The organism is Campylobacter sp. RM16190 (assembly GCF_012978835.1).
Classification (GTDB): domain Bacteria; phylum Campylobacterota; class Campylobacteria; order Campylobacterales; family Campylobacteraceae; genus Campylobacter_A.
The window spans coordinates 59,433-85,324 of record NZ_LIWS01000001.1 but is presented as its reverse complement, the minus strand read 5'-3'; the positions used below and the strand labels follow the sequence as shown (position 1 = coordinate 85,324).

Annotated in this window: 29 protein-coding genes, 1 tRNA gene and 2 pseudogenes; 23 read left to right on the top strand and 9 right to left on the bottom strand. The window is 37.0% G+C overall.

The features are described from left to right. From CDOM16190_RS00445 to CDOM16190_RS00415, 7 genes are all read left to right on the top strand, one after another. Positions 1 to 1,134: a DegT/DnrJ/EryC1/StrS family aminotransferase gene (locus tag CDOM16190_RS00445; protein ID WP_170018418.1), complete on the top strand. Its 1,134-nt coding sequence runs from the start codon at positions 1 to 3 to the stop codon at positions 1,132 to 1,134. After that, on the top strand, positions 1,127 to 2,038 hold the full coding sequence (locus tag CDOM16190_RS00440) for a tetraacyldisaccharide 4'-kinase (protein WP_170018417.1): 912 nt from the start codon (positions 1,127 to 1,129) through the stop codon (positions 2,036 to 2,038). Before CDOM16190_RS00445 ends, CDOM16190_RS00440 begins: the two co-directional genes overlap by 8 nt. Positions 2,039 to 2,074: 36 nt before the next feature. Next, positions 2,075 to 2,917: an acetylglutamate kinase gene (gene argB / locus CDOM16190_RS00435; protein WP_170018416.1), complete on the top strand. Its 843-nt coding sequence runs from the start codon at positions 2,075 to 2,077 to the stop codon at positions 2,915 to 2,917. Further along, on the top strand, positions 2,914 to 3,222 hold the full coding sequence (gene cutA / locus CDOM16190_RS00430; RefSeq protein ID WP_170018415.1) for a divalent-cation tolerance protein CutA: 309 nt from the start codon (positions 2,914 to 2,916) through the stop codon (positions 3,220 to 3,222). Before argB ends, cutA begins: the two co-directional genes overlap by 4 nt. Further along, positions 3,219 to 4,685, top strand: coding sequence for a threonine synthase (thrC, locus tag CDOM16190_RS00425; protein WP_170018414.1), 1,467 nt, complete (start codon positions 3,219 to 3,221; stop codon positions 4,683 to 4,685). The genes cutA and thrC overlap by 4 nt, the downstream gene beginning before the upstream one ends. Further along, positions 4,682 to 5,392, top strand: a complete 711-nt coding sequence (gene kdsB, locus CDOM16190_RS00420) for a 3-deoxy-manno-octulosonate cytidylyltransferase (protein ID WP_170018413.1) — start codon at positions 4,682 to 4,684, stop codon at positions 5,390 to 5,392. Before thrC ends, kdsB begins: the two co-directional genes overlap by 4 nt. A 68-nt stretch (positions 5,393 to 5,460) precedes the next feature. Beyond that, positions 5,461 to 5,811, top strand: a complete 351-nt coding sequence (locus CDOM16190_RS00415) for a nitrous oxide-stimulated promoter family protein (protein ID WP_170018412.1) — start codon at positions 5,461 to 5,463, stop codon at positions 5,809 to 5,811. Positions 5,812 to 5,834: 23 nt separating this feature from the next. Here the strand turns inward: CDOM16190_RS00415 and CDOM16190_RS00410 are convergent. Both CDOM16190_RS00410 and dsbD read right to left on the bottom strand, forming a co-directional pair. After that, positions 5,835 to 5,908: transfer RNA gene (locus tag CDOM16190_RS00410), tRNA-Gln, on the bottom strand. 47 nt (positions 5,909 to 5,955) lie between these two features. Next, the gene (gene dsbD, locus CDOM16190_RS00405) at positions 5,956 to 7,728 is read right to left on the bottom strand and encodes a protein-disulfide reductase DsbD (RefSeq protein WP_170018411.1); all 1,773 of its coding nucleotides are present in this window, start codon (positions 7,726 to 7,728) and stop codon (positions 5,956 to 5,958) included. A gap of 143 nt (positions 7,729 to 7,871) precedes the next feature. Here dsbD and ppk2 point away from each other — a divergent pair, with 143 nt between their 5' ends. Beyond that, entirely contained in the window at positions 7,872 to 8,693 is an 822-nt protein-coding gene (gene ppk2 / locus CDOM16190_RS00400; protein ID WP_170018410.1) for a polyphosphate kinase 2, read from the top strand. A gap of 17 nt (positions 8,694 to 8,710) precedes the next feature. Here the strand turns inward: ppk2 and CDOM16190_RS00395 are convergent, their stop codons facing one another. From CDOM16190_RS00395 to rpoD, 6 genes and pseudogenes are all read right to left on the bottom strand, one after another. Next, a complete protein-coding gene (locus CDOM16190_RS00395; protein WP_170018409.1) occupies positions 8,711 to 9,307 on the bottom strand; it encodes a hypothetical protein in 597 nt (198 codons plus the stop codon). Positions 9,308 to 9,432: 125 nt separating this feature from the next. Then, entirely contained in the window at positions 9,433 to 9,843 is a 411-nt protein-coding gene (locus CDOM16190_RS10620) for an AAA family ATPase (RefSeq protein WP_349644368.1), read from the bottom strand. Continuing rightward, complete coding sequence (locus CDOM16190_RS10615; RefSeq protein WP_249934078.1) at positions 9,844 to 10,194, bottom strand: ATP-binding cassette domain-containing protein; 351 nt, start codon at positions 10,192 to 10,194, stop codon at positions 9,844 to 9,846. Then, positions 10,178 to 11,065, bottom strand: a pseudogene (locus tag CDOM16190_RS00385) (FecCD family ABC transporter permease); the annotation flags it as partial. The pseudogene CDOM16190_RS00385 and the gene CDOM16190_RS10615, both read right to left, overlap by 17 nt. An 89-nt stretch (positions 11,066 to 11,154) precedes the next feature. Next, positions 11,155 to 12,192, bottom strand: coding sequence for an ABC transporter substrate-binding protein (locus tag CDOM16190_RS00380; protein WP_170018408.1), 1,038 nt, complete (start codon positions 12,190 to 12,192; stop codon positions 11,155 to 11,157). A 259-nt stretch (positions 12,193 to 12,451) separates the two neighbouring features. Beyond that, on the bottom strand, positions 12,452 to 14,308 hold the full coding sequence (gene rpoD, locus CDOM16190_RS00375) for an RNA polymerase sigma factor RpoD (RefSeq protein WP_170018407.1): 1,857 nt from the start codon (positions 14,306 to 14,308) through the stop codon (positions 12,452 to 12,454). A 139-nt stretch (positions 14,309 to 14,447) separates the two neighbouring features. On the opposite strand from rpoD, the gene CDOM16190_RS00370 reads away from it, so the two are divergent. The 6 genes from CDOM16190_RS00370 to CDOM16190_RS00345 all read left to right on the top strand — a co-directional run bounded on the left by CDOM16190_RS00370 (position 14,448) and on the right by CDOM16190_RS00345 (position 19,172). Further along, positions 14,448 to 15,260: a flagellar hook-basal body protein gene (locus CDOM16190_RS00370; protein WP_170018406.1), complete on the top strand. Its 813-nt coding sequence runs from the start codon at positions 14,448 to 14,450 to the stop codon at positions 15,258 to 15,260. Between the two features lie 82 nt (positions 15,261 to 15,342). Continuing rightward, positions 15,343 to 16,131: a flagellar basal-body rod protein FlgG gene (flgG, locus tag CDOM16190_RS00365; protein ID WP_170018405.1), complete on the top strand. Its 789-nt coding sequence runs from the start codon at positions 15,343 to 15,345 to the stop codon at positions 16,129 to 16,131. Between the two features lie 148 nt (positions 16,132 to 16,279). Further along, positions 16,280 to 16,942 (top strand): AzlC family ABC transporter permease, encoded by a 663-nt coding sequence (locus CDOM16190_RS00360; RefSeq protein WP_170018404.1) that lies wholly within the window; start codon positions 16,280 to 16,282, stop codon positions 16,940 to 16,942. Further along, complete coding sequence (locus CDOM16190_RS00355; protein WP_170018403.1) at positions 16,939 to 17,295, top strand: branched-chain amino acid transporter permease; 357 nt, start codon at positions 16,939 to 16,941, stop codon at positions 17,293 to 17,295. The genes CDOM16190_RS00360 and CDOM16190_RS00355 overlap by 4 nt, the downstream gene beginning before the upstream one ends. Positions 17,296 to 17,422: 127 nt before the next feature. Then, on the top strand, positions 17,423 to 18,469 hold the full coding sequence (locus tag CDOM16190_RS00350; protein ID WP_170018402.1) for a type II asparaginase: 1,047 nt from the start codon (positions 17,423 to 17,425) through the stop codon (positions 18,467 to 18,469). A 106-nt stretch (positions 18,470 to 18,575) separates the two neighbouring features. After that, on the top strand, positions 18,576 to 19,172 hold the full coding sequence (locus CDOM16190_RS00345) for a LysE family translocator (protein ID WP_170018401.1): 597 nt from the start codon (positions 18,576 to 18,578) through the stop codon (positions 19,170 to 19,172). Position 19,173: 1 nt separating this feature from the next. On the opposite strand, the gene CDOM16190_RS00340 is transcribed toward CDOM16190_RS00345, so the two are convergent. Continuing rightward, the gene (locus CDOM16190_RS00340; RefSeq protein WP_170018400.1) at positions 19,174 to 20,139 is read right to left on the bottom strand and encodes an SLAC1 anion channel family protein; all 966 of its coding nucleotides are present in this window, start codon (positions 20,137 to 20,139) and stop codon (positions 19,174 to 19,176) included. 167 nt (positions 20,140 to 20,306) lie between these two features. Here CDOM16190_RS00340 and CDOM16190_RS00335 point away from each other — a divergent pair, with 167 nt between their 5' ends. The 9 genes and pseudogenes from CDOM16190_RS00335 to CDOM16190_RS00295 all read left to right on the top strand — a co-directional run bounded on the left by CDOM16190_RS00335 (position 20,307) and on the right by CDOM16190_RS00295 (position 25,886). After that, positions 20,307 to 20,954, top strand: a complete 648-nt coding sequence (locus CDOM16190_RS00335) for a Crp/Fnr family transcriptional regulator (RefSeq protein WP_170018399.1) — start codon at positions 20,307 to 20,309, stop codon at positions 20,952 to 20,954. Positions 20,955 to 21,046: 92 nt separating this feature from the next. After that, positions 21,047 to 21,223, top strand: coding sequence for a YgaP family membrane protein (locus CDOM16190_RS00330; protein WP_211437371.1), 177 nt, complete (start codon positions 21,047 to 21,049; stop codon positions 21,221 to 21,223). Between the two features lie 127 nt (positions 21,224 to 21,350). Beyond that, positions 21,351 to 21,827, top strand: a complete 477-nt coding sequence (locus CDOM16190_RS00325; RefSeq protein WP_170018397.1) for a 3-isopropylmalate dehydratase small subunit — start codon at positions 21,351 to 21,353, stop codon at positions 21,825 to 21,827. A 1-nt stretch (position 21,828) separates the two neighbouring features. Further along, the gene (gene leuB, locus CDOM16190_RS00320) at positions 21,829 to 22,902 is read left to right on the top strand and encodes a 3-isopropylmalate dehydrogenase (protein WP_170018396.1); all 1,074 of its coding nucleotides are present in this window, start codon (positions 21,829 to 21,831) and stop codon (positions 22,900 to 22,902) included. Beyond that, positions 22,899 to 23,144 (top strand): hypothetical protein, encoded by a 246-nt coding sequence (locus CDOM16190_RS00315; RefSeq protein ID WP_169974993.1) that lies wholly within the window; start codon positions 22,899 to 22,901, stop codon positions 23,142 to 23,144. Before leuB ends, CDOM16190_RS00315 begins: the two co-directional genes overlap by 4 nt. Positions 23,145 to 23,281: 137 nt before the next feature. Continuing rightward, a pseudogene (locus CDOM16190_RS10930) lies at positions 23,282 to 23,449 on the top strand (CiaD-like domain-containing protein); the annotation flags it as partial. Continuing rightward, complete coding sequence (locus CDOM16190_RS00305) at positions 23,412 to 24,524, top strand: tRNA nucleotidyltransferase/poly(A) polymerase-related protein (protein ID WP_170018394.1); 1,113 nt, start codon at positions 23,412 to 23,414, stop codon at positions 24,522 to 24,524. The pseudogene CDOM16190_RS10930 and the gene CDOM16190_RS00305, both read left to right, overlap by 38 nt. A gap of 61 nt (positions 24,525 to 24,585) precedes the next feature. Next, the gene (purU, locus tag CDOM16190_RS00300) at positions 24,586 to 25,419 is read left to right on the top strand and encodes a formyltetrahydrofolate deformylase (protein WP_170018393.1); all 834 of its coding nucleotides are present in this window, start codon (positions 24,586 to 24,588) and stop codon (positions 25,417 to 25,419) included. Beyond that, entirely contained in the window at positions 25,419 to 25,886 is a 468-nt protein-coding gene (locus CDOM16190_RS00295; RefSeq protein ID WP_170018392.1) for a tRNA (cytidine(34)-2'-O)-methyltransferase, read from the top strand. Before purU ends, CDOM16190_RS00295 begins: the two co-directional genes overlap by 1 nt. Positions 25,887 to 25,892: the final 6 nt, after the last annotated feature.

The following is a 25,892-nucleotide window of genomic DNA, read 5'->3' as shown; positions in this document are numbered from 1 at the left end:
ATGGAGGATATTACTTTTTATAAGCCATCAATAGATGAGCAAGAAATAGAGGCTATCAAAGAGGCTTTTAAAGAGAGCGGTGTTTCTATAGTTAAAAAGCTTGAAGATAGAATAAAAAATTATTTTAACGTTAAGCATGCTATCGCTACAAATAACTCGGCCGCCGCTCATCATCTCGCCCTTTGTTCGATGGATTTAAAAAGAGGGGATAAAGTAATATGCTCTGTAAACTCCATACCAAGTGTTGCTCAAGCCATTAGACACTTTGATGCCGAGCCTATATTCGTAGATATTAACGAGGATGATTTTAATATAAATCCAAATTCTTTAAGAGAAGTATTAAAAGTTCATCATCATAAAAAATTAAAAGGAATTTTTGTCAATCATGTGGCGGGTCAAGCGTCCGATATGGATGAGATATATAAGATCGCCGAGGAGTATGATGTAAAGGTTTTTGATGATGTAGGAAAAGGGGCAGGGTTAAGATATAATGATCAAAAAATAGGTTCTATAGAAAAATCTACAATATCTTGCTTTTGCATATATTCTAGGCTAGTAAATCCTATAGGGACTGCTGGATTTTTATTGACAAACGATGATGATATAGCAAGTCGCGCCAGACTTCTTAGAAATCATGCGATAGTAGATGGTATAGATAAAGATGGAAATTTAGGCTATATCTATGATGTTGTAGATATTGGTGTAAAATATGATATAACGGCGCTTTGCGCAGCATATTCTATGGCTCAGTTTGACAAAAACGATAAATTTATAAAAAGACGCCAGGAGATAGCAGCCATATATGATAAAGAGCTAGCTGATTGCCCACACATAAAGACTCCTATTAAAAAACGAGATCATGTCTATGTGCAATACATAATAAAGGTTGATAAAAATCGCGATAGTTTTGCCAAGGAGATGCTAGAAAACGGCATTCATACAGCACTTCATTACGTGCCTATACACCTTTTAAGCTACTATAAAAATAAATATGCACTTAAGGTCAATGCCTATCCGAACGCCTTGAAATCCTATCAGCAGATACTATCTTTGCCTATTTATAATGCGTTAAAGGACGAAGAGGTTTATAGGGTTTGCGAGACTATAAAAGAGATAGCTAAGCACCGTGTTTAAGAGGTTTGCGCATAGTTTTGCGCAGCGGTATTTTTATAGCCCGAATTTGCCCTGCAAACTCGTTGCCATACTGCTTTTGCCTATTAGTTTGCTCTACCTTGTCGTTGTTTGGCTCAAATTTAAGCTTGCTTCCAAGAAAGATTTTCATATACCGATAATAAGCATCGGAAATTTAACCCTAGGCGGAAGCGGAAAAACTCCTCTTTGTATGGCTATAGCAAACGAATTTGAAGGCGGATTTATAATCCTTCGCGGGTATAAACGCGCCTCGAAGGGACTAATAAAAATTTGCATAAACGGCGAAATTCTAACCGATATCAAAACAAGCGGCGATGAGGCGATGGAGTATGCAAAAAGCGTTAGAAACGCAAACGTAATCGTAAGCGAAAATCGCGATGAAGCGATAAATTTAGCTCGCAATCTAGGCGCTAGATATATCCTGCTTGATGACGGCTTTTCTAAATTTCACATAAAAAAATTTGATATTCTTATTAAGCCATCACACGAGCCCTATTTTGATTTTGTCATACCAAGTGGAGCTTACAGATACCTAAAAAGCTTTTATAAATTTGCCGATCACGTAGCTTGCGAAGGGGTTGATTTTACTCGCGAGAGTGAAATTTTAAACTATACAAAAAGGATGGTTTTGGTTACCGCCATAGCAAATCCTAATAGACTAAAAGCATTTTTTGATATATGCGTAGGACGCGAGTTTTTTGAAGATCATCATAGCTTTACTAAAGACGAACTTGAAGAAATTCTAAAGCGTCATAACGCAACCTCGCTTCTGGTAACAAAAAAAGATTTCGTAAAGATCGAAGAGTTTGGCTTGCCGATTTCTTTAATCAGCCTTAAAACAACTCTATCAGTCTCTTTTAAGGAGCTTATCAAAGCTAGCCTCTAGGCAAAATTTGTTATAATCGCCCAAAAAGGATCAAATTTGCAAAGAAATATCAAAACAGCCGAGATTATCGTATCAGCGCTTCCTTACATACAAAAATTTAGAGATAAAATTTTTGTTATCAAATACGGCGGTGCAGCCCAGATAGACGAAAGGCTTAAAAACGACTTCGCGCGCGATATAGCCTTACTGCATTTGGTAGGCATAAAGGTTGTGATCGTCCACGGCGGAGGCAAGAAGATAAACTCCATCCTTGAAAAACTTGATATCAAAAGCGAATTTGTAGATGGGCTTAGAGTCACCGATGAAGCTACGATGGAAGTCGTTGAAATGGTGCTAAGCGGGCTTATAAACAAAGAGATAACGGCACTTTTAAACAAGCACGGCGCAAAGGCTATAGGCATAAGCGGCAAGGACGCAAATATGCTCAAAGCCGCAAAGACAGATAGCGGCAAATACGGCTTTGTGGGCGACATCACGGACGTTGATGAGAGCATAGTGCTAAATTTGCTAAAAGAGGGCTTTGTGCCCGTTATCGCACCTATCGCAACCGATGAGAATGCAAACAGCTACAACATCAATGCCGATCTTTGCGCAAGTGCGATAGCTTGCAAGCTAAAAGCCGAAAAGATAATGTTTTTAACCGATACGGCTGGGATTTTAGACGGCGAAAAAAATCTCATCAGCAAACTTGATGAGGCAAGCATAAACGAGCTAAAAAGCTCAGGCGTCATAAGCGGAGGCATGATACCAAAGGTTGATGCAGCGCTTGCATGCGTAAAAAGTGGCGTTAAAAACTCGCACATCATAGACGGCAGATTGCCTCACTCGATACTTCTTGAGCTGTTTACCGATGATGGAATAGGAACGATGATAAGATGAAATTTGTGATCACTTCTTGCGACAAAAAAGGCGCAAAAAAACTTTCAAAAAAGCTTATAAAGCGCAAATTTGCAGCTTGCGTAAGCGTGATAAAGGCTAAAAGCACTTATGTGTGGAACGGCGAAATTTGCTGCGAAAAAGAGATAATTTTACTCATAAAAACAGCTAAAAAATTTAAAAAGATAAGCAAATTTATAAAACAAAACCATAGCTACGAGCTTCCTGAAATAGCCTCTATAAAGGCCGATAAGGTGCTTAAAAAATACGCAAAATGGGTTATAAAATCAACAAAAGGTAAAAAATGAAACTTCATCAAACAAGAGCTAATGAAAATGAAAATTTAAATGCGGTAAATTTTAGCGAGGCGCTGCTTGCTCCAAGCTCGGCTTACGGCGGACTTTATGCGCCGCTTAGCTTGCCTGAGCTAGGCAAAGATTTTTTTGCCGGTGCGCAAGAGTTAAGCTACGAGCAGCTCGCACTTGAGATTATAAAAAAATTTGAATTTGACGTAAGTGATGATGTTTTTAAAAAAGCGCTTAAAAGATATCTGAAATTTGACAAGCCAAACGAGCCCGTGCAGATAAGAAAAATCGGTGAAAATTTATACATAAACGAGCTTTATCACGGGCCTACGCGCGCTTTTAAAGATATGGCGCTTCAGCCGTTTGGAGTGATTTTAAGCGAGCTTGCTAAAAGTAAAGGCGAAAACTACCTCATAATGTGCGCGACAAGCGGTGATACCGGTCCTGCAACTCTTGAAACCTTTAGCGACGCGCCAAATATCAAAGTGGTGTGTCTCTACCCAAAAGACGGCACAAGCGAGGTTCAACGCCTTCAGATGATAAATGCAGGAGCTAAAAATTTAAAGGTTCTTGGCATAGAAGGTAACTTTGATGATGCGCAAAGAGCGCTTAAAACGCTTCTAGCTAGCGAGATTTTTAAAAACGCGTTAAAAGAGCTTGGAGTGTCGCTAAGTGCTGCAAATTCGGTGAATTTTGGGCGAATCTTATTTCAGATCATCTATCACATCTATGCTTACGTATACCTGCTAAAAACAGGCTCTCTAAAAGAAAACGAAAGCTTTGATATCATCGTTCCAAGCGGAAATTTCGGCAATGCCTTGGGTGCTTATTACGCTAAAAAAATGGGCGCAAAGATAGAGAAGATAAAAATCGTCTCAAACTCAAACAACATCTTAACCGAATTCTTTATCACAGGCATTTACGACTTGCGCGAAAAAGAGCTTATAAAGACGATAAGTCCTGCGATGGATATCCTTATCTCATCAAACGTTGAAAGGCTACTCTTTGATAAATTTGGCGCAGTTAGAACAAAAGAACTTATGCAAAATTTAGCCCAAAACGGCTTTTATAAACTAAATGAGAGCGAGCTAGAAGAGATCAAAAAAGAGTTTGAAGCTGATTTTTGTGATGATGAAGAGTGTGAAAAGATCATCAAAGAGCAAGCAAGCAAAGGCGTCATAATTGATCCTCACACAGCCACTTGCTTTAAGATGAGCTCGAATTTAACTCGTCCAAATGTGATAACCTCTACCGCTCACTGGGTAAAATTTGCGCCAAGCATGTTTAAAGCTTGTAAAAACGAGGAGTTAAAAGACGAAAAAACAGGACTTGAAGCCTTGGCAAAAGAGTTTAGCGATATCGTCCCGGATTCGATAAAATCGCTATTTATCTCACAAGCCGTCCACACGGATATCGCAAAACAAGATGAGATAGAGGAAAAAATTCTAAATTGGATAAAAAGATGATAGTTATACCCGCTCGCCTTGCTTCAACGAGGTTTCATAACAAAATTTTAGAGCCGATAAACGGCGTGCCGATGTTTATCGCGACTGCAAAAAGAGTGCAAAACGTAGATGAAATTTTAATCGCCGTCGATGATGAAGAGGTGCTTAAGATAGCTAAAAAGCATGGATTTAAGGCGGTTATGACAAGCAAAGATCATCAAAGTGGAACAGACCGCATAAACGAAGCGGTTAAAATTTTAAAGCTCAGCGAAGATGAGATCATCATAAACGTTCAAGCCGATGAGCCTTTCATAGAGCCTGAAAATATCGCCAAATTTAAGAAATTTTGCCAGGAAAACAGCCAAAAAGCCTTTATGTTTTCATGTTATAAAAAAGTAGACGATAGTTTGGTAGATGACAAAAATTTAGTCAAGGTTGTAACCGATAGATGCGGCTTTGCGCTATATTTTTCGCGCTCAAGAATCCCTTTTAATAGAGCGGATTGTAAAAGCTACAAGGCTCATCTTGGAATTTACGGATATAGCGCTAAGGCTCTTGATGAATTTTGTTTGTTTGAAACATCATTTTTGGAGATTGTAGAAAAGCTTGAGCAGCTAAGAGCCCTTGAAAATGGTAAAAAGATAGCCATGCTTGAGATCGAGAGCGAAAGTATAGGTATTGATTGCGAGGATGATTTAAAAAGGGCCTTGGATAAATTTTGCAAATAGCCTTTGGTGTTGATCTGAATTAACGATTTTTATTATGAAATTTGCTAAATTTTTCAAAAGGATCGTTAATGACAAATGAAAAATTTATAGAGCAGGTGAGCACCTTGGCTAAATTTTTAAAGACTCACTGCAATGATAAACACTTAGACGAAGCTAAAAAAGAGATAGGTATAGACCTGTTTTATAAGGGCGAAAATTTAAATTTCATGGTTAGCACAACGCTTTGCAAGGAGTGCGAAGAGCTCTTTAGATACACTCATCAAAGACTGCTTGAGTGTTCGCACGAGATCAAGCCAAGCTGTAGAAAATGCCCACATCCGTGTTACGAGAGGGATAGATGGAAGCAGATGGCAAAAATCATGAGATATAGCGGAATGAATTTGGGATTAATTAGAATAAAAAATTTATTCAGAATATGATTTCAAATATATGTTTTAAAATTTGGTTACCCCGAGAGGATTCGAACCTATGTTAGCTGATCCAGAGTCAGCAGTTCTACCGCTAAACTACAGGGTAGTGGAGGTGAAATTATACATTAAAATTAATAAAATTTGAGGATAAATTTAAAATTTAAATTTATCCAAGTGACCTATAAATTTCTTTGGCTCATAAAATCCTATAATTCTTGCATTTTTTATCTCGTTTTCCAGAGTGCTGTTTGGATTAAAAAATAGTAGTGCAGGTGGTCCTATGACTGAGAAATGTTTCATTATTTGGGCATCTTCTTTAGTGTTTTTTGTAACGTCTATTTTAATTAAAGTCAAATTTTCAAGTCTTTTAATCACCGCTTCATCTTTGAACGTTATCGCGTCAAGATCGTTGCAACTTACGCACCAAGTAGCGTAAAAATCAACCACCACAGGCTTGTTTGAGCTTACAATCGCTCTTTCAAGCTCGCTTATGCTAGAAACATTTATAAATTTAGCCTCTTTTGATGCTACGCTTCTTGAAATTCCTAAGTTTTCAAGCGGATTAAGAAGGGATTTCGCTCCGGCAAAAGAGCTGACGATCAAGATAAAAGCATATATGAAAACTATCAAAGATAGCGCTTTTATGGTTTTTTTACCGACACTGCTATTTTCATTTGTGCTATCAAAGGCTCCGAAAAATACGCTCATAAAAACAGCCGTCACTCCGTATAGCAAAAACTCAACTCTTGAACCAAGCACGCGAGCGCTAAGCCATATCGCCATAAATATCATTATAAAGCCAAAGAGTCTTTTGATATTATCCATCCAAATTCCAGGGCGAGGAAGTAGCTTACCAGAGCTTACGCCGATGATTAGAAGCGGTACACCCATGCCAAGCCCCATGATAAATAGAGCCGATCCGCCAAAGAGCACATTTCCGCTTTGCGCTATATAAAGAAGCACGCCTGCAAGAGGTGCTGCGACGCATGGACTTGCAATGAGAGCGGATAAAAATCCCATGATGAAAATTCCTATAACTCCGTCTTTGTTTTCTGCTTTTTTGTTGAGTAAATTTTGGATTTTTAAAGGCATTTGAAGCTCGTAAAGTCCAAACATAGATAGAGCAAGTGCGACAAAGACCAAGCTAAAGCCGATAAGCACCACAGGAGTTTGCAGCATGCCGCTAAGTCCTGCACCAAAGATACTTGCTACTATACCCGCTACCGCGTAGGCTAAAGCCATGGCAAAGACATAGATAAACGAAAGCCAAAATCCGCGTTTAGCGTTTAGCCTGTCTCCTGATTTGGATACGATAATGCTTGAAAGTATCGGTATCATAGGAAATATACAAGGGGTAAGCGAAAGCAAAATTCCATAACCAAAAAAGGTAATAAGTGATAAAACAAACCCTTTGTCGCTTAAATTTTTAGCGATACTGTCTTGCTCGGATAGGTCGCTTTCGCTAGGTAGGTTAGAAGCTGAGGGTGTGTCATCATCTTTTGGAATTAACGCTATCTTGTATCCGCTTAAGCCGCTTGATACGTTGTAATTATTTACTTGCGGTTGGTAGCAAATGCCGTTTTTGGCGCAACCTTGATACTCAAGCGTGATATTAAAGCTATCGCTTTGATTTATCTCTTTAAGCAAATTTATAGGCACAAATAAGCTAAATTTTTCAGGATATACGTCAAAACTGCCGTCGTTTATAAAATTTGGCAAATTTAGCTGATCGTTTAGGAGTTTACCACCGCTAAGAACCTTTACAGTGTCCTTATATACGTAAATATCTTTGGCGAGATCAAATCTAAATTCGACATTTTGGCTATCGGTTTTTGCGCTCAGTCCAAAAGCTTCAGCGACCGAAAGCGGATCGGCAAAAGCTGAGATAATAGATAAAAATATAGAAAAAATCACTCTTTTAAACATAATTGTCCTTAAAAATTTCTGGTCGTATTTTACAAAAATAATATAAAGCCAGTGTTAAATACGCAGGAATACAGCGTGCTTAATTTAAATTTAAGAATCTAAAAAGTAGCATTTGATATATGAAATTTTTAAAAGGAAGCCTCATGTCAAAACATAAAAAAGAAGATAAGCGTAACCATGACAAATTCGACTACGAACACGAGCTTAGAAAGCTTCAGATCGAGCTTTTGAAATTTCAAAACCATGTAAAAGAGCAGGGCTTAAGAGTGCTTATCATCGTTGAGGGGCGTGACGCGGCAGGCAAAGGCGGAAGCATAAAGCGCCTAACCGAGCATCTAAACCCGCGCGGATGTCGCATAGTCGCACTTGAAAAACCAAGCGATGTGGAGCGCTCGCAGTGGTATTTCCAAAGATATGTGGCGCACCTTCCAAGCGCAGGAGAGATCGTGATATTTGACCGCTCTTGGTATAACAGAGCCGGAGTTGAGCCTGTGATGGGATTTTGCACGCAAGAAGAACATAAGGAGTTCTTGCGCGAGGTGCCAAAATTTGAAGAGATGATAAAAAACTCAGGCATAATTTTCTTTAAATTTTACTTGTCGGTTTCAAAAGAGGAGCAGAAAAAACGCTTCAAAGAGCGCCTTACCGATCCGCTTAAGCAGTTTAAAATTTCGCCTGTGGATGCTAAAAGCCAAGAGCTTTGGGATCAATACACCATCGCCAAATACTCCATGCTACTTGCTTCAAATACTCCCGCTTGTCCTTGGACGATAGTTGCGTCTGATAGCAAAAAGCACGCGCGGATAAATATATTTAGGCATATTTTGGCAAATGTCGAATATCCAAAGAAGATAGGCGCGAAGAATTTTGAATGTGACTCTGATATCGTAAGAAGCGGCGAAGAGGAGATAAGGCTGATGGAGGTAAATTTAAAGAATGAAAATTTATCAAAAATGAATGGCTAAACAAGAATAACTTTAGTTTAAATACAAGCTAAAGGCTGCTCGCTTTTAATGTTTTCTATCTTAACCCAAGCACTAATATATATAATTTGAATTATGACAAGCAGTCCAAATTCTGTATATATTAGTATTTCATTATCTATTTTGGCTAATCTTATATATAATGCAAATATTATATCTATAGTTAGAAGTATTAAATATAATTTAAAATCTGAAATTCTAGTGATGTTTGCCAGTTTAAGAGTAGATATAAACCAGGCATAAGCCATGCAGACAGCAGATATCGCTAGAGGAATGGCAAAATATAATGAATAAAATTCAGTAGCTATATAAGATATCAAAAAAATAACTGAAAATATAAGGCTTAATTTGTAAAATTTATGAACGCTTACATTTGATATCTGCTCAAATTTTTTAAGAGCTTTGTATAGATAAATTGCTGACATTATTGACATTGCAGCAGATATAGTCCCATTATCAAAATACATGGGAGCATTGCTTGTTAAAATTCCGACTCCTAAAAACGAACTACCAAATATACCTTCTTGCTTTGCTTTTTCAAACAACTCTTTAGAGCTATTATTTTTTAATTTTTCGTTGGTCAAATTTTCTTTCATAACAACTCTTTATTTTTATTTATCTCACTTACTTATTGTAATATAAGATTTATTCATAGTAGTGTTAGTTGTGAGATGATCATAATATTTTATATAAACATACTTTAAATACTTATTAAATTATTTTATATCTGAGTAGTAAAAATTTGCGTTATGCTTGGTATTTGCTTGCTCTCTATATCAAATTTAACACCTCTTATATCCACATCATAAAGCGAGCTTAAATTCTCTTTATTTAGCACCTCACTGCTTTTGCCAAAGACGTAGCTAAGGTCGTTTTTAAGGATGAGGGTGCTGTCAGCTACGGCTAGAGCGTGGTTTGGCTGATGAGTGGTAAAGACGATACTTGAGTCGCTTTGCTCTTTTAGGCTACGAATCAGCGTTAAAACCCTATCTTGATTTTTTAGATCAAGCGCGCTTGCGGGCTCATCTAAAAACATCACTTCACTTCTGCCGGCAATCGCTCTAGCAAAGAGTACAAGCTGCTTTTGTCCTCCCGAAAGAGAGTTAAAACTTTTGTTTTTAAGATGTGAAATTTATAAGCTATGAAGTGCTTCTTTGCAAATTTTGATATCCTCTTTGCTCGGCTTTGAAAAAAGCGAAATTTCACGAATCCGCCCCATCAAAACTATATCAAGCACACTATAGTCAAACGCAACGCTAAAATTTTGCGGTAAAAAAGCAAATTTAGCCTGCGTTTTTACTTCGCCCTCTTTGAGCTTTAAAACTCCCATCATGCAAAACATAAGCGTACTTTTGCCTTGCCCGTTTAGTCCCAGTATCGCTAGTGTTTCGCCTTTGGCAAGGGCGAAATTTAGCCTGCGAAAGAGAAATTTTTGCTCCTCGTAGTAAAATCCCGCATCTTTTATCTCAAGCAGATTTTGCATTTGACACGCTCCTTTTTAAGAGTATCGCAAAAACCGGGCTTCCGATGAGTGCTGAAAGTATGCTAAGAGGCACTTCTGCGCTGCTTATGCTTCTTGCCAAATCATCAACAAAGAGCATAAATATAGCTCCTATGATGAAGCAAGCGGGCATTGAGCGAGTGTGGTCGCTTCCGCATATGAGCCTTGCGATGTGAGGCACGACAAGCCCGATCCAGCCGATATTTCCGCTTACACTTACCTGCACGGCGATAAGAAGAGTGCAAAGAATCAGTATAAACGAGCGAAGAAGCGTGATATTTACGCCTAAAACTTTAAGGTCATCATCGTTTAAGCTAAGCAGGTTAAACCTATATCTAAGCATGATCAAAAGTGTCGCGCAAGGCAGGCTGATAACTGCTAAAAGCGTGAGTTTATCGTAGTTTGCGCTTACGAAGCTTCCAAGCAGCCAGTAGATGATGTTTGGCAATACCTCTTCGTTGTCGGCAAGATACTGCACCAAGCTTGTAAGTGCGGCAAATACGCCGTTTATGACGATGCCTGCTAAGATGAGTGAGAAGATGTCAGCTTTAGAGACAAATTTAGCTAGGAAAAATAGCGCCAAAAGAGCTAAAATTCCAAAGAAAAAGGCAAAGCCTACGATGTAAAACGAGCCAAAACCTATGAGTATGCAAAGTGCTCCACCAAATGCCGCTGCAGTGCTAACTCCTACGATATGAGGGCCTACGAGCGGGTTTTTAAAAACGGCTTGCAAGCTAAGTCCGGCAAGTGCCAAAACTCCGCCGCAAAGGCTTGAAAGCAAAATTCTAGGCACTCTAATTCCCCAAATAACGCTTTTAGCTGTTTCGTTATCGCTGCTACCTATTAAAATGCTTAAAACTTCGCTAAATTAGATGTGATACTGCCCCATCCCAAGCGAGACAAGGCAGGTTATAACCCAGATGATTATGAGGGCTGGAAGCATCATTTAGAGTATGATGTGCGGTAGAATTTTTGATAAAACTCCTCAACTTTCTTATCAAAATCCACACCTTTAAAATGCTCAGGATATAGCCTTATAGCCAGCCACTCTTCGCCAAGCGCCATCGCTTCTGCTGTAGGATAGCCCCAAGCTTTGACAAATTCAGGCATCATGTAAATTTTATCCATCTTGATAGCTGCTACGTTTTCAAGCTGAGGATTTGACTTAAGCTCGTTTGGAACTTGCGGATAGCGCTCTTGGACAAATATCATGTCGGGATTATAAGCGATTAAATTTTCGGCTGAAATTTGCTTATAGCCTTTGATATCTTTTGCAGCCACGTTTTCTCCGCCTGCTCTTGCAAACAGTACTCCCGTGTATTTGCCGCTTCCGTAGGTGGTAAGATCGGGATTTGCCATGTAAATTCTAACTTTTTTATCTATCTTTAGATTGTCCATTTTGCTTTTTAAGAAAGCTTGTTGATCTTTTACAAATTTAATGAGCTCGGCCGCCTCTTTTTCGCGGTTTGCCACTTTGCCAAGTATCTCAACGCCTTCATAGTAGCCCTCTGTGTAAGCTTTGGCTTCGTCTTCAAGCGTTGGATTTAGCTTGTCTTTTTCTTTATCCTCTCTTTTTGAAAAGCTGATGCCAACAACTGGTATCTTAAGCTCTTCCATTTTTGCGATATATTCGCTTGGGATGTAGTTGGTTACGATAACGACATCGGGTTTTAGTTTAAGAACTGATTCGTGGTTTATGACCTTTAAGTCGCCCGGGGTCGGCATATCTTTAAGGCTTGGAGCAAGGCGGGCATAGTTCTTGCCAAGCGCTTTTTCCCAAGTTTCAAGCACGCCCACAACCTTATCTATGGCGTTTATTTGATTAAGCACGTTTAGGCTTTGGTGCTGAAGCACGATTATTCGCTTAACTTCGTCGGGAAGGGTTACATCTCTGCCCAGTTGATCGGTGATGATGCGATCTGCAAATAAAGATGAAGCGCAAAGCGCAAGACTTAATGCAAACTTTAAAAATTTGCTCATATTTTCTCCTTTAAATTATTTAAATATATTTTATAAAGCTTTAAATTTAAGGAATTAAAACTAAAAATATAAAACTATATATTATAAATCATAATGAATAAATTTGATATAAAAGCTAAAATTTTAAGAAAGTTTGAGATAAAAGCGCAAGAATGAAATTTGTATACAGATGAGATTTGGTTTAAGTTTATTGATAGCTAAAGTGGCGAATTTTGATGTGAAATTTGTATAGATATAAAGTGTGAGAGGCTAGTATCAACTAGCCCTCAATGTAGTTTTTAAGTTTGCGTCCTACTTTTGGATGTTTTAGCTTTTTGATCGCCGAACTTTCTATCTGTCGCACACGCTCGCGAGTCACGTTTAGCTCTTTGCCGATCTCTTCAAGAGTACGATCGCTTTCATCCTCAAGCAGACCAAATCTCATTCTTATAACCGCTTTTTCACGCTCGTTAAGCTGATCAAGAACCTCATCTATCTGCTCTTTAAGGTCGTTTTTAAGTATATGATCCATAGGGCTTAGCGAGCTTCTATCCTCGACAAAATCGCCAAATTTACCGTCTTCTTCGTTACCGATTGGTGCTTCAAGGCTGATCGGCTCTTTTGTGATCTTGATAACCTGTTTAACTTTATCCACACTTAGCCCAACCTCTTTGGCGATGATGCTTACATCAGGCTCTTTGCCTTCCTCTTGAAGATATTTACGGTTTATCTTGTTTATCCTGTTTATAGTCTCGATCATATGGATAGGTATGCGTATAGTACGTGCTTGATCGGCTATTGCGCGGCTTATAGCTTGGCGTATCCACCATGTGGCGTAGGTTGAAAATTTATAACCTTTTTTATACTCAAATTTATCAACCGCTTTCATAAGACCGATATTTCCCTCTTGGATAAGGTCTAGGAACGGCAAACCGCGGTTGGTGTAGCGCTTGGCGATACTTACGACAAGACGCAGGTTTGACTTAGCCATTCTTGTTTTTGCCTCGTCTGAAATTTTCTTACCGCGTTTGATCTGCTCTAAAATTTCTTTTAGCTGCACAGGATCAAGGTCAAATCCCTGCTTACTAGCCTCTTTTGTTTGAAATAGCTTTTTAATCTCTACATAAGTTGAAACCATCGTAGCCTCGGGCACGCGAGCTATGATATCTTCCTTGCTAAGCTTTATGATATCTTTTAGGATGCTTTTGTGATTTTTCTTAAGTTCGTCGCTAAACATAGGCAGTTTATACTCAAGTCTTTTAAGCTCCCTGTCAAACTCATCATCGCTTTTTAGAGCCGTTTCCATAGACTTTACAATCTCGCTTATAAGTTTGCTTGTAGGTCCTAGATCCATTAGCTTGTCTTTTAGAATTTTCTTTTTAAAAGCTAATGTTAGCTTTGCTAAAAGTTCATCTTCTTGCTCGACGTCGCTTTGTTTGTTAGCCATTTTCATCCAGTCTTTTTTGGCCTTTTCAAGCGCTTTGAAACTCTCTATAACCTTTTCGGCTCTTTTATCCTCTTTTTTAGAAGGTTTTTTTGAGGTTTCCTCTTCAAATTCCGCCTCTTCGTCAAATTCCTCTTCTTCTTCGTTTTCGCCGTTATCTTCATCATCAAAGCTCTTAAATAGCTCTTTGACTCTTCTTTCACGGTTTATGAGCGGCTCTTTGTAATCAAGTATGAAATCAATCAGATATGGTACGGAGCAAAAGGCATCGATGATGATATCCTCGCCAAGCTCGATCTTTTTGCTTATTTCTACCTCTTCGTCTTTTGTAAGTAGCGAAATTTGCCCCATTTCGCGTAGATACATACGCACGGGACTATCTGAGCGTGACCACTCAAGCAGATCATTTTCGCTAGCAAGGTCAAATTCGTCTTCCAAGATTTCATCTTGAAGCTTTTCACGCTCCTCTTTGCGCTTTTTAGCGTCCTCGATGTTTTTCATCTTGGCTATTTCAGCTGCGGTTATCAGTTTGATTTTGTGTGTTTTAGCTAGGGCTTCTACTTTTTTTGCGATCGCACTTGTAGGCGCCTTTTCAAAAAATTTGATAAGTTTTTCGTATGTTACGTAGCCTTTGGAATTCTCTTTAAATAACTCTTCAACGAGGGATAAAGTTTCTTTTTTTGCGCTGCTCATTAGCTTCCTTTGCCGTCCGTAGTTGTTTGAAGTAAAAAGTATGTATTATACCGAGATTTTCTTAATCTTTGCCAAAATATAGTTTGGAACACAACTTGCTTAATATTTTTTGAGATATTAAAATTTAGGAAATTTTATAATGCAAAACGGATATTATCAAGCTACCGGCGCGATGGTTACGCAGTTTAACCGCCTTGATGTCATCTCAAATAACCTTGCAAACATAAACACAATCGGCTTTAAGCGTGACGATGTGGTTGTGGGTGATTTTGAGAGAATTTTTCAGGAATTTAGAGATGTTTTGCCGCTTGAAAATCACACAAAGCAAGCTGCTAAATTTTTAAATAGAACTATTGATAGGGTGCCTCAAATTTCAGAACAATATGTTGATTTTAGTAATAGCGGCATTAAATTTACGGGCAATACGCTTGATTTTGCTATAAAGCGCGAGGATATCTTTTTCTTGGTTGAAACCAAAACAGGCGAAGTTAGGCTTACTAAAAACGGCGCTTTTAGCCTTGATAACGAGGGCTTTTTAGTAACAAAAGAAGGCTTTAGAGTGCTTCCGAGCAATCATTTTGAAGGCGGGGCAAACGGGATACAGATTCCGCAAGATGAGAGACTAAGTGTCGATAAAAACGGAAATATCTACGCAAATGACGAGCAGATCGCAAGATTTTATCTAGCTCAGCCAAAAGAGATGAGAAACCTCACAAAAGAGGGCGATAATCTATACGTTTTGCCTGATTTAAAGGAGCTAAGGGATCTTGGCGATGATGTGGATGCTGTCGCTCAAGGTTACACTCAAATTTCAAATGTAAATGCCGTAACCGAGATGGTGGGACTTATAGAGACAAACCGATTAGTTGATATGTATCAAAAAGTGATGAGAAGCCATATGGACGATCTTAATCAAGATGCCATCAGTAAACTGGCTAATATTAAGGCTTAGTTTATTTATGGTTTTTGGAACGTATTTTGCTAGTTAGTTATATTATAAATTATAAGAAAATTAAGAAAGGAAATTTAAGACTATGATGAGGTCAATTTACTCAGCTGCAACCGGTATGATAGCGCAGCAGACCCAAATAGACGTAACTTCACACAATATCTCAAACGTAAATACAATGGGTTATAAAAAAAACAGAGCTGAATTTGCCGATCTTATGTATCAAGTGATGGAGTATGCTGGTACGGCTTCAAGCACTACTACAAAGAGTCCAACTGGTATAGAGGTCGGTCTTGGAGTGCGCCCTACTGCGATAACTAAAATTTTCTCTCAAGGATATTTTAAAGAGACTGGCAACAACTTAGATATGGTAATAGCTGGCAATGGTTTTTTTCAAGTGCAGCTTCCAGACGGCACTACGGCCTATACAAGAAATGGGGCTTTTAAGCTTGATAGTGAGGGAACTATAGTAAATTCCGACGGATATATTCTTCTTCCTCAGATGAGTGTTCCTGCAAATGCAACTCAAATTTCTGTAGGGGTTGATGGCACCGTATCTGTGCTTCAGTCCGGAAACACGGAAATGGTGCAGATAGGTCAAATTGAGCTTGCAAATTTCATAAATCCAAGCGGGCTTCATGCGCTAGGAGACAATAACTATCTGCCTACAGGTTCAAGCGGTGATGTGGTAACCGGAATCGGTGGGATTGATGGATTTGGAACGGTAAGGCAAGGATTTGTCGAGATGAGTAACGTCCAGTTAGTTGAAGAGATGACCGATCTTATCACAGGACAGCGCGCGTATGAGGCAAATTCAAAGGCGATAACCACAAGCGATGATATGCTTCAAATCGTAAATAATCTTAAGAGATAAGCCATGATATATCTTATCTTGATAATCGCGCTTATCCTTGGAATTTGGGTGTTTGATGCGATATATTTTGGCGAGAGCTCGAGCGGACTATAAAATTTAATAAAATTTGAGTAATATTCGCCTTAAATTTTAAATCGCAAGGCTAATATTGAGCTTTTATACTATTTTTAAGATCACAATCCCCGTTATGCTAGGCTTCATCCCGCTTGGTATAGCCTTTGGCTTGCTTGCTGAAAATATAGGCGTAGCTCCTCTTATGACCATGGCTTTAAGCTTGATAGTATATGCCGGAGCAGGGCAATTTGCCTTGCTTTCGATGCTTAGCGCAGGCACGGGTTTGGTTGAAATTTTTATCGCAAGTTATGTTATAAATTTGCGCCATACTTTTTATTCGCTCGCCCTTTTAAAGGACTTTAAGGGGCTTAAATTTAAATACTACAACATCTTTGCCTTAACCGATGAAAGTTTTGCGATATTTAAGACGCTTAAGACAAATTCGCAAGAAGAAAAGGACAAAGCATACACGCTTATAAATTTGCTTACTCAAACTTACTGGGCGGTCGGCACTCTGCTTGGAATTTTAGTCGGCAAGGGCATTAGGATTGATTATAGCGGGATTGAATTTTGTCTAACGGCGCTTTTTATCGTCCTTGCTATCGAGATGTTTAAGGATGATAAAAACTACAAGCTTCTTTTCTTTTCGCTTGGACTGGGAGTGTTTGCAACCGCATTTTTCCCGTCGTCATATATGCTTTTGTTATCGCTTTTTATTGGATTTACGGTTATTGTCGTAGCAGATAGGGTCAAATGAGCGATATCTTAACTTCAGGCATAAATTTAAACTCAAGCCCGCTTGTTATGTCTTTAGTTGTGCTAACCGCTACGGTTGCAACGTTTTTAACCAGAGTTACGCCGTTTTGGATATTTAAAAAAGACAAGCCAAACAAGTGGCTTTTAAGCGTTGAGCGACATATGGGGCTTTTTATAATGGTTATTTTGGTCTTTTACGCCCTTAAGGATACCAATTTTAAAGAATTTCCTTTTGGTGGACGCGAGATCGTTTCTGCTGTTTGCGCTATATTAATTCATCTTAAATTTAAAAATGCGCTTTTAAGCATAGTTTTTTCAACGGCTCTTTATATGTTTCTTTTGAGAATTTGGTAGAAAAATTAAAAAATAATAAAAAAATAATATTAATTGACTTTATATAGTTTAAAGTGTATAATTCAAGCTGAAATTTCAAAATACAAGATCTTGACAGTTTGAAACTTAAACTTCAAAGGAGATTTATATGCGTTTTTCAATAAAGGTGCTTATTGTGATGATTTTTGGTGCTACGATGGCTTTTGCTAAGCCTACAATTTATATACTGGCAACTGGTGGAACGATAGCCGGAAGCGGTTCGGGTGCTCTTGATACGAGCTATACTTCAGGAACGGTTACTGTTGATAAACTTATAGCTGCAGTGCCTGAGATCAACAAAATCGCCACAATTAAAGGCGAGCAAATTTCAAATATCGGCTCTCAAGAGATGAATAATGAGGTTTGGTTTAAGCTTGCCAATAGAGTAAACGAGCTTCTAACTAGCGGCAAAGCTGACGGCGTGGTTATCACTCACGGAACTGATACTATGGAAGAGACTGCATACTTCTTAAATTTAGTCGTAAAAAGCGACAAACCTATCGTAATGGTTGGTGCTATGAGAAGTAGTAGTTCACTTAGTGCAGACGGTCCTCTTAATATCTTTAATGCTGTAAATGTTGCTATCAATAAAGAAACAGCAGGTAAAGGCGTAGTGGTAACTATGAATGATGAAATTCACGCAGCTCGCGAAGTTACTAAGACAAATACTACAGGTGTTGAGACATTTAAATCTCCAAATGCAGGTAAAATAGGAACAGTATTTTATGGCAATGTAAAATACTATATGAATCCGGTTCGCAAACATACTGTAAATTCAGCTTTTGATATCACAAAAATCAAAGAGCTTCCTAGAGTAGATATCATCTATAGCCATTCAAACGACAATCCTGACTTTGCTAACATTTCTATCAAAAATGGAGCAAAAGGTATAATCAGCGCTGGTATGGGTAACGGAAATCCATTCCCTACGGTTCTTGAAGTTCTTGGCGAGGGTGTTAAAAAAGGTGTGGTTGTAGTTCGTGATTCACGTGTAGGAAGTGGTGAGACTACTTTAAACGGAGAAGTTGATGACGGCAAATACGGCTTTTTAGCAAGTGATAACCTAAACGCTCAAAAAGCTAGAGTATTGTTAATGCTAGCCCTTACACAAACAAACGATAAAGCAAAAATTCAAGAGTTCTTCTATACTCATTAAAATTTAGAAAAAAGCGGCGAATTTATTTTGCCGCTTTTAAGTTTTTATCTTAAATTTATTCACTTTCTTTTAAAATTTTACTAATTTTTAAACTACAAGGCTCTTTGTGAACTATCTTTTGTTTATAGCCACATTTTTTCCCATCAGCTTTATGCCCGGTATCAATATGACTTTGGCTTTAAGCATAGGTATTAGCATAGGTTACTTTAGGGCATTGCCAATGATTTTAGGTCAGCTATTATCTGTTGGTATTGTTGCTTTCTTGTGTATTTTAGGCGCTGCTGCTCTTATGATGAAGTATGAATTTATATTTATAGTTATAAAAATTTGCGGTGCTATTTATATCATATATCTTGGCATAATGCTGTTTTTTAGTAGAGGCAAGCTGGCTTTACATCGATATAATGGAGAGATGGGTAAGATTTCTTTGTTTATACATGGAATGATTATTAGTATATCAAATCCTAAAGCTTGGATATTTTTTGCCGCCATTTTACCACCGTTTATCGATAGGCAAGATCCCTTTGGAAGCGGAATCTATCTGATTATCGCATTGCTTTTGGTTATAGAATTTATATCTCTTAGTATATATGCTCTTGGTGGAGCAGTCCTAAAAAGACTGCTCTTAAATCATCTTAGAATTTTAGAAATTTTTACAGCTTTGCTAATGTGCAGCATCGGAATTTGGATGATTGTAGGCTGATTTATTCAGCTACGCAAATTTCATTATTTTTGATTGCTTTGACCGTGAAATAGCTAACTACTCCTATAAAAAATAACAAGAATATAAAGGCTAAAATCCCAAAGCATAAGAAAATATCGCCTCTATTTAGCTCATAAGCTCTTATAAATGCTATGCTGGCAGCTGCCGTAGGGAAGGTAAATGCCCACCACGATAGGAAAAATTTAAGCTTCATAAAATTTTTATACATAAAAAATATAAGTCCCACAAAGAATAGTGTCAAATTTAAAAGTATATGCGCAAACGTATCAAAGCTCCCGGTTAGCTTCATATAGCCTAAAAAAGCTACCGCAGGAGGAGCTATAAATATAAATAGTGTAGGCATAAATTTCTGAGCTAGTTGATCATGAAAGATAATTCTATAAAATATGATGGTAAATAAAATTATCCAGAAAAAGACGCCTATAGAGAAGTAATACCATAAAAATTCGCTTTTACTTTCGCTTGCTATCACAACTATTAAATTTCCTACTATAGGTATAAACCAAGCCGGGTTTGAGTGATTGATGAGCATATTTTTGTTTATCCAAAAAGCTATCACGTAAAACGTAAAAAATGTTTGAAATATCAGTGCTATATAGAATAAAACAGAGTGTAAAGTGCCAATATCTCGCCATAAAGCTGCTAGCAAAAATAGTGATATTGCAAATGCGGCAAAGAAATTAATCTTAATGGGATGATTTATTTCAGCCTTGACCTCTTCTTTATATTTTATTATTTTAATGCTATAAATTATTGTGATAATGACAAATATAAGACTTGTTATTAAGCGTAAAATTTCAAATAAAAAATCGGATATTTGAACTGCTAAATTTAGTTTTTCATATGCTAATGTAAGTCCTCCAAGTCCCATTACAACGGCATATAGCATAATTGGAAAATTGGATATTTTAGAAATTTGATTTTTTGTTATGTCTACTTGATCCATACAAAATTCCTTTAATTTTTTTTGCAATATTATCCTTAATAAATCTATTTCTCAGTGATAATATCACGCTATTTAATCTTTTTAAATAGATAAAGCCTGTTTCAAATAAGAATCTTTTTAATATTTTTATATACAATACTACATTACACTCTGAAAAAGGAGAAAATATGCTAAATGAAGAAGATATTAAATTTTTAGATGATAATTTTCTTTCTCAGTTTGAAATTTGTGAAGATGACAAAAAGATTATATTTCAAAGAAGTATAGTAAAAACCTTTAGAAAAGATGAAATTATATATACTAAAGATGGATGCAAAGGCTTTATAATGCTAAAAAACGGAAATCTAAGGGCATATATAGCATCAAGTAATTTTAAAGAGATAACCGTTTTTAGCCTAAATGAAAATGAATGTTGTATACTGTGCTCATCTTGTGTTAAAGATTCTTTTGAAATAGAGATAAATTTACAGGCCTATGAGGATACTGATATCATCTTAATTCCTGTAGATGCTTATAAAATTTTAAGAGATAAATATCCAGATGTAATGAACTATACCTTAAGTCTTGTGTCAACTAGATTCGCAAGTGTTATAAATGTGATGGAGCAGGCTTTGTTTTCTCCTCTGGTTGAGCGTATTAGAAATTTTTTAAGTCAAAATGCCAAGAATTCAAATATAAAAATTACTCACGAACAACTTGCAAATCATATAGGAAGTGCTAGAGAAGCCGTATCAAGAGTATTAAAAGAGATGGAAAGAGAAGGCGAGATAGTTCAAAAAAGAGGCGTAATTACTTTTAAAATACTTAAAGTGTAACTTTGTTGCAATTCTAAATATCTATTTTTTGATATAATCTCGATATTAAATTTACCGAAAGTGATATGCTTTTGGTCTTTGAAAGGAATAAAATGTTAAGTAAAAAAAATAGAATTATTAGAATTGTTTTGGGCGTTTTGTTAATGGCCGGCATCTGGTTTTTCTTTAAGAGTTATTGGGCTTTAATAGGATTGATACCTATTATAGTCGGAATTACAGGTTTTTGTCCGGCTTGCTCGCTTCTTGGCAGATGCTCTTTAAAAAGATAAATTTAGGCTAGTTTTAGCCTAAATTTTAATATTCTCATATTTCTAAAGCATACTCTTTTAAAAATTTATTTGATAAATTATTTAGCTTTATTTTGCTAAAATCCATAAAATTTAAATAGGATAAGATATGGATAAAGTTTGGAAATTTGGTGACAATATCGATACGGATATAATTATTGCCGCAAGATATTTAAATACATCTGACGAGAAAGAATTAGCAAAACATATCATGGAAGATGCCGATCCTTGTTTTAGCACAAAAATTTCAAAAGGCGATATTATAGTGGCTGGTGAAAATTTTGGTTGCGGAAGCTCCAGAGAGCATGCTCCTATTGCCCTTAAAGCAGCCGGAATAGGTGCCGTAATAGCCAAGTCTTATGCAAGAATTTTTTATAGAAATAGCTTTAATACAGGTCTTTTAATCCTAGAGATAAAAGAAACCGATGAGATAAATGAAGGTGATGAGCTTAAGATAGATGTTGATAATGGCGTTATCTTAAATTTAACTACAAAAAAAGAGTATAAATTTAGCCCGATTCCACCATTTATGCAAGAGCTTTTAAAAAGTGGCGGATTAATAGAATATGCAAAAACGAGGATATAAAATGGCAAAAATTTATAATATAGCGGTAATAAAAGGCGACGGAATAGGCTCTGAGATAGTAGATGAAGCTCTTAAAGTTTTAGACGCTACTAGTGTAAAACATGGATTTGAGTTAAATTACAATTTTTACCTTATGGGTGGGGCTGCTATAGATGTATTTGGCGAACCTCTGCCAAGTGAGACTTTAAATGGAGCTTTATCAAGTGATGCGGTACTTTTTGGAGCAATAGGCGGTCCAAAGTGGGATAATCTTCCTAGAGATAAGCGTCCGGAAAGCGGTCTGCTTAAATTACGCAAAGGACTTGGAGCCTATGCGAATTTACGCCCCGCAATGATATTTGATGAGCTTGTAGATGCTAGCACGTTAAAGCCACAAGTTCTTCAAGATGTTGATTTTATTGTAGTGCGTGAGTTAACAGGCGGTATATATTTTGGTCAACCTAGAGAAAAAAGAGACGATAGTGCATTTAATACTATGGTGTATTCTAAATTTGAGATTGAGCGTATAGCTAAGGTTGCTTTTGATACGGCAATGCTACGTAAAAAACAGGTTTGTTTGGTTGATAAGGCAAATGTACTTGAGACGAGTCAGCTATGGCGCGAAGTTGTAAATGAAGTAGCTCAAAACTATCCTGAAGTAAAAGTTGATTTTATGTATGTAGATAATGCAGCGATGCAGATTGTAAGAAATCCGCGCCAATTTGACGTTATTTTGACTGAAAATTTATTCGGAGATATTTTAAGCGACGAGGCTAGTATGGTATGCGGGTCTATAGGACTTCTTCCAAGCGCTAGCATAGGTGGTAAGGTTGGAATTTACGAGCCTATTCATGGTTCCGCTCCTGATATTGCAGGGCAAGGAATTGCTAATCCTATCGCTACTATTTTAAGTGCCGCTATGCTTTTAAGATACTCTTTGTGTGAAAAAGAGGCTGCAAACAGTATAGAAAATGCAGTTAAAATGGCTTTGGCTGAAGGCTATAGGACAAAAGATATAGCTGATTTTGGTGCTAAAGAGATATGCACCACAAGCGAGATGGGCGGAATAATAGCTAAATTTATAGGAAAACAGTGAAAAATACTATCACGGAAGCTTTGATTTATGAAGCGCAAGGGCTTCAAGATGATGCGCTTTTAGTCTATAGAAATATATTAAAGAATGAGCCCGGCAACAAAGATGCTGTAAGTGCGATTAGAAGGCTTAGCGGACTTAGAAAACGAGATCCTAATTTAAACGAGCAGATGCGTGATTTCTTTATAAATATGAAAAGCGATGAAGAGATAATAGAATTTAAAAGGTGGCTGATAAGATTATGAAATTAGAAGATATTGCAAAAATGGCCATAGATGAGGTTGCGGCAGAACTTAAAGAGATAAGCTCTATCGAACATCATACAACTAAAAATGAGCAGATTAAAGATGAGCCGGAAGCAGAAAAATTTAATATAAACGGCGAAGAGATATTTTTAAAAAATTTAAAAGAGCGAATCTTGGTACTTTTTGAAGGGTTAAATGCCGTAAGTAGAGAAAATTTAGAGGATAGATTAGAGCTTACTTTGAAATTTTTAGAATTTGTACTTGCCAATGTTGAAAACAGGCTTGATAATCTCAAAACTAAATGAGCTAAACTGGGTAAGAAATTTACTAGGACCCTATACTAAACGCGCTTATGTCGTGGGCGGTTCTGTCCGCGATATCTTTCTTGGAAGAAAAATAACCGATTTTGATATAGAAATTTACGATATCTCTCCTTGCAAATTTGATCAAATAATGAAAAATCATGGAGCCAGCGGAGTTGGTAAGAGCTATTTTGTCTATAAACTAAATGGCTTTGATCTTAGCTTGCCAAGAACTGAAAATAAAGTAGGAGAGGGTCATAAGGCCTTTGATGTAAACTACTGCAATGATGAAAAAGGCGCCTCTATGAGACGTGATTTTACCGTAAATTCTATCATGATAAATATATTTGACGGCAAAATACTTGATTTTTGGGGCGGCTTGGACGATATTAAAAAAGGCGTTTTAAGACATATTGATGATGAGAAGTTTTGCGAAGACTCTTTAAGGGTTTTACGAGGTGTGCAGTTTAGCGCCAGATTTGATTTTAAAATCTCACAAAAAACACTAAATTTGATGAAAACAATAAGTCTAAAAGATCTAAGCAAAGATAGGATAAGCGGTGAAATGCTAAAGCTTTTTAATGCTAAATTTCAAAGCACAGGGGCTAAATATCTTTATAAGCTTGGACTCTTTAAAGAGCTATTTGGTCTAAAATTAAGTAAAAATAAGCTGATTAATTTTCAAAAAAAGCTTATAAGTGTTGGCAAATTTAAAAAAGATCAAAAAGAGTTTTTATATCTGCTTAGAGAATTTGGGTTGCAAGAGAGAGTGGTGAAGGATCTAAATTTACCAAATAGCTTTATCTCTGTTTTTAGGGAACCATTTTTTAAAGGAAGAGTGAGCGATAAAGATCTTTTACGTATCGCAATTAAGATGCCTTTAAGAGATTGGCTTGGGTTAAATTCAGCAAGCCTTGTAAGAAGAGCTAAAAAATTTGGAATATACGATAGCAGGTTTGAGCCACTTATAAATATCGATGAGATATTAAGAGCAGGCTTTAAAAATGAGGCTATAGGGATTGAAATTTTAAGGCGACAAAATTTAGCTATAGATGAGTTTTTGAAAAATAAATTTTAATTATTATAAAAGTCCAAATTGGCTACAATAAAAGCTTTTTAAAAGATAAAAGGCAATGAAAATGAAAAAATATATTCTTAAAATTGAGTGCCAGGATGAGAAAGGACTTATTTATAGAATTTGTGATGTGGTATTTAAATATCATCTAAATATCGAGACAAATAATGAATTTGTAGATGAAGATAATAATAGGTTTTTTATGCGAGCCTCGCTTGTAGGTAATATAAATACAGCCGAATTTATAGGCACGCTTGAAGCTTTCTTGCCAAAAGGTGCGATTATAGAGTGTGTGGAGGCTGCCAAAAAAGATATTATTATTTTAGCCACTAAAGAGGCGCACTGTCTTGGAGATTTATTAATAAAGCATCACAGCGGAGAGTTAAATGCCAATATCTTAGCGGTTATTGCAAATCGTGAAATTTTAAGAGAGTTGGTTGAAAAATTTAATATCCCTTTTCACTACGTCAATTCTGATGACATCGAGAGACAAGAGCATGAAAAAAGAGTGCTTGAAGCAATGAGTAAGTATAAATTTGATTACGCAGTGCTTGCAAAATACATGAGAATTCTATCGCCAAATTTTGTAAAACACTATCCAAAAAAGATTATTAATATACATCACTCGTTTTTACCTGCATTTATCGGAGCTAATCCATATAAGCAAGCTTATGAGCGAGGGGTAAAAATCATAGGGGCGACGGCTCACTTCGTAAATGATGATCTGGATGAAGGGCCTATTATCTCTCAAGATGTAATAAACGTAAATCATGAGATGAGTTGGCAGCAGATGCAAAAAGCCGGTAGAAACTGTGAAAAAAGCGTTCTTGCGGCAGCACTTGATCTGGCTCTTGAGGACAGGTTGTTTGTGTATAAAAACAGAGTAGTTGTCTTTTAATGTTTAATATAGTTCTGCTTAGCCCTCAAATTCCCCAAAATACAGGCTCTATAGGCAGGATGTGCGTAAATGCTAATTTAACTTTGCATATTATTAAGCCTACCGTTTTTGATTTAAGCGAGAAGGCAGTAAGGCGTGCAGGGCTTGATTATTGGAAGATTTTAAACCCTAAAATTTGGGAAAATTTAGATCAATTTTTGGAAGAGAATGCAAAATTTGAGGATAGATTTTTTTACGCTACTACAAAGTCTAAAAAATTTTACTTTGATGTTAAATTCCAGTCTGGAGATTTTTTGTTTTTTGGAGGCGAGAGTACCGGGCTTCCGATGCAGCTTATGCAAAAAAATTTCGCCAATGCCATTACTATACCGATGGGAAAGCAGGGTAGAAGCCTAAATTTGGCCACTAGCGTAGGCATAATCGCGTATGAGGCAATTAGGCAAAATATTGATAAATTTGAGTTTTAAAGAGGA

Bases quoted from the DNA above. Each gene is read 5' to 3' on its own strand.
- CDOM16190_RS00445 (WP_170018418.1), top strand. From the start codon at position 1: ATGGAGGATATTACTTTTTATAAGCCATCAATAGATGAGCAAGAAATA.
- cutA (WP_170018415.1), top strand. From the start codon at position 2,914: ATGAAATTTGTGATCACTTCTTGCGACAAAAAAGGCGCAAAAAAACTT.
- thrC (WP_170018414.1), top strand. From the start codon at position 3,219: ATGAAACTTCATCAAACAAGAGCTAATGAAAATGAAAATTTAAATGCG.
- kdsB (WP_170018413.1), top strand. From the start codon at position 4,682: ATGATAGTTATACCCGCTCGCCTTGCTTCAACGAGGTTTCATAACAAA.
- CDOM16190_RS00415 (WP_170018412.1), top strand. From the start codon at position 5,461: ATGACAAATGAAAAATTTATAGAGCAGGTGAGCACCTTGGCTAAATTT.
- dsbD (WP_170018411.1), bottom strand. From the start codon at position 7,728: ATGTTTAAAAGAGTGATTTTTTCTATATTTTTATCTATTATCTCAGCT.
- ppk2 (WP_170018410.1), top strand. From the start codon at position 7,872: ATGTCAAAACATAAAAAAGAAGATAAGCGTAACCATGACAAATTCGAC.
- CDOM16190_RS00395 (WP_170018409.1), bottom strand. From the start codon at position 9,307: ATGAAAGAAAATTTGACCAACGAAAAATTAAAAAATAATAGCTCTAAA.
- CDOM16190_RS10615 (WP_249934078.1), bottom strand. From the start codon at position 10,194: ATGCAAAATCTGCTTGAGATAAAAGATGCGGGATTTTACTACGAGGAG.
- CDOM16190_RS00380 (WP_170018408.1), bottom strand. From the start codon at position 12,192: ATGAGCAAATTTTTAAAGTTTGCATTAAGTCTTGCGCTTTGCGCTTCA.
- rpoD (WP_170018407.1), bottom strand. From the start codon at position 14,308: ATGAGCAGCGCAAAAAAAGAAACTTTATCCCTCGTTGAAGAGTTATTT.
- CDOM16190_RS00370 (WP_170018406.1), top strand. From the start codon at position 14,448: ATGCAAAACGGATATTATCAAGCTACCGGCGCGATGGTTACGCAGTTT.
- flgG (WP_170018405.1), top strand. From the start codon at position 15,343: ATGATGAGGTCAATTTACTCAGCTGCAACCGGTATGATAGCGCAGCAG.
- CDOM16190_RS00355 (WP_170018403.1), top strand. From the start codon at position 16,939: ATGAGCGATATCTTAACTTCAGGCATAAATTTAAACTCAAGCCCGCTT.
- CDOM16190_RS00350 (WP_170018402.1), top strand. From the start codon at position 17,423: ATGCGTTTTTCAATAAAGGTGCTTATTGTGATGATTTTTGGTGCTACG.
- CDOM16190_RS00340 (WP_170018400.1), bottom strand. From the start codon at position 20,139: ATGGATCAAGTAGACATAACAAAAAATCAAATTTCTAAAATATCCAAT.
- CDOM16190_RS00335 (WP_170018399.1), top strand. From the start codon at position 20,307: ATGCTAAATGAAGAAGATATTAAATTTTTAGATGATAATTTTCTTTCT.
- CDOM16190_RS00330 (WP_211437371.1), top strand. From the start codon at position 21,047: ATGTTAAGTAAAAAAAATAGAATTATTAGAATTGTTTTGGGCGTTTTG.
- CDOM16190_RS00325 (WP_170018397.1), top strand. From the start codon at position 21,351: ATGGATAAAGTTTGGAAATTTGGTGACAATATCGATACGGATATAATT.
- leuB (WP_170018396.1), top strand. From the start codon at position 21,829: ATGGCAAAAATTTATAATATAGCGGTAATAAAAGGCGACGGAATAGGC.
- CDOM16190_RS00305 (WP_170018394.1), top strand. From the start codon at position 23,412: ATGTTGAAAACAGGCTTGATAATCTCAAAACTAAATGAGCTAAACTGG.
- purU (WP_170018393.1), top strand. From the start codon at position 24,586: ATGAAAAAATATATTCTTAAAATTGAGTGCCAGGATGAGAAAGGACTT.
- CDOM16190_RS00295 (WP_170018392.1), top strand. From the start codon at position 25,419: ATGTTTAATATAGTTCTGCTTAGCCCTCAAATTCCCCAAAATACAGGC.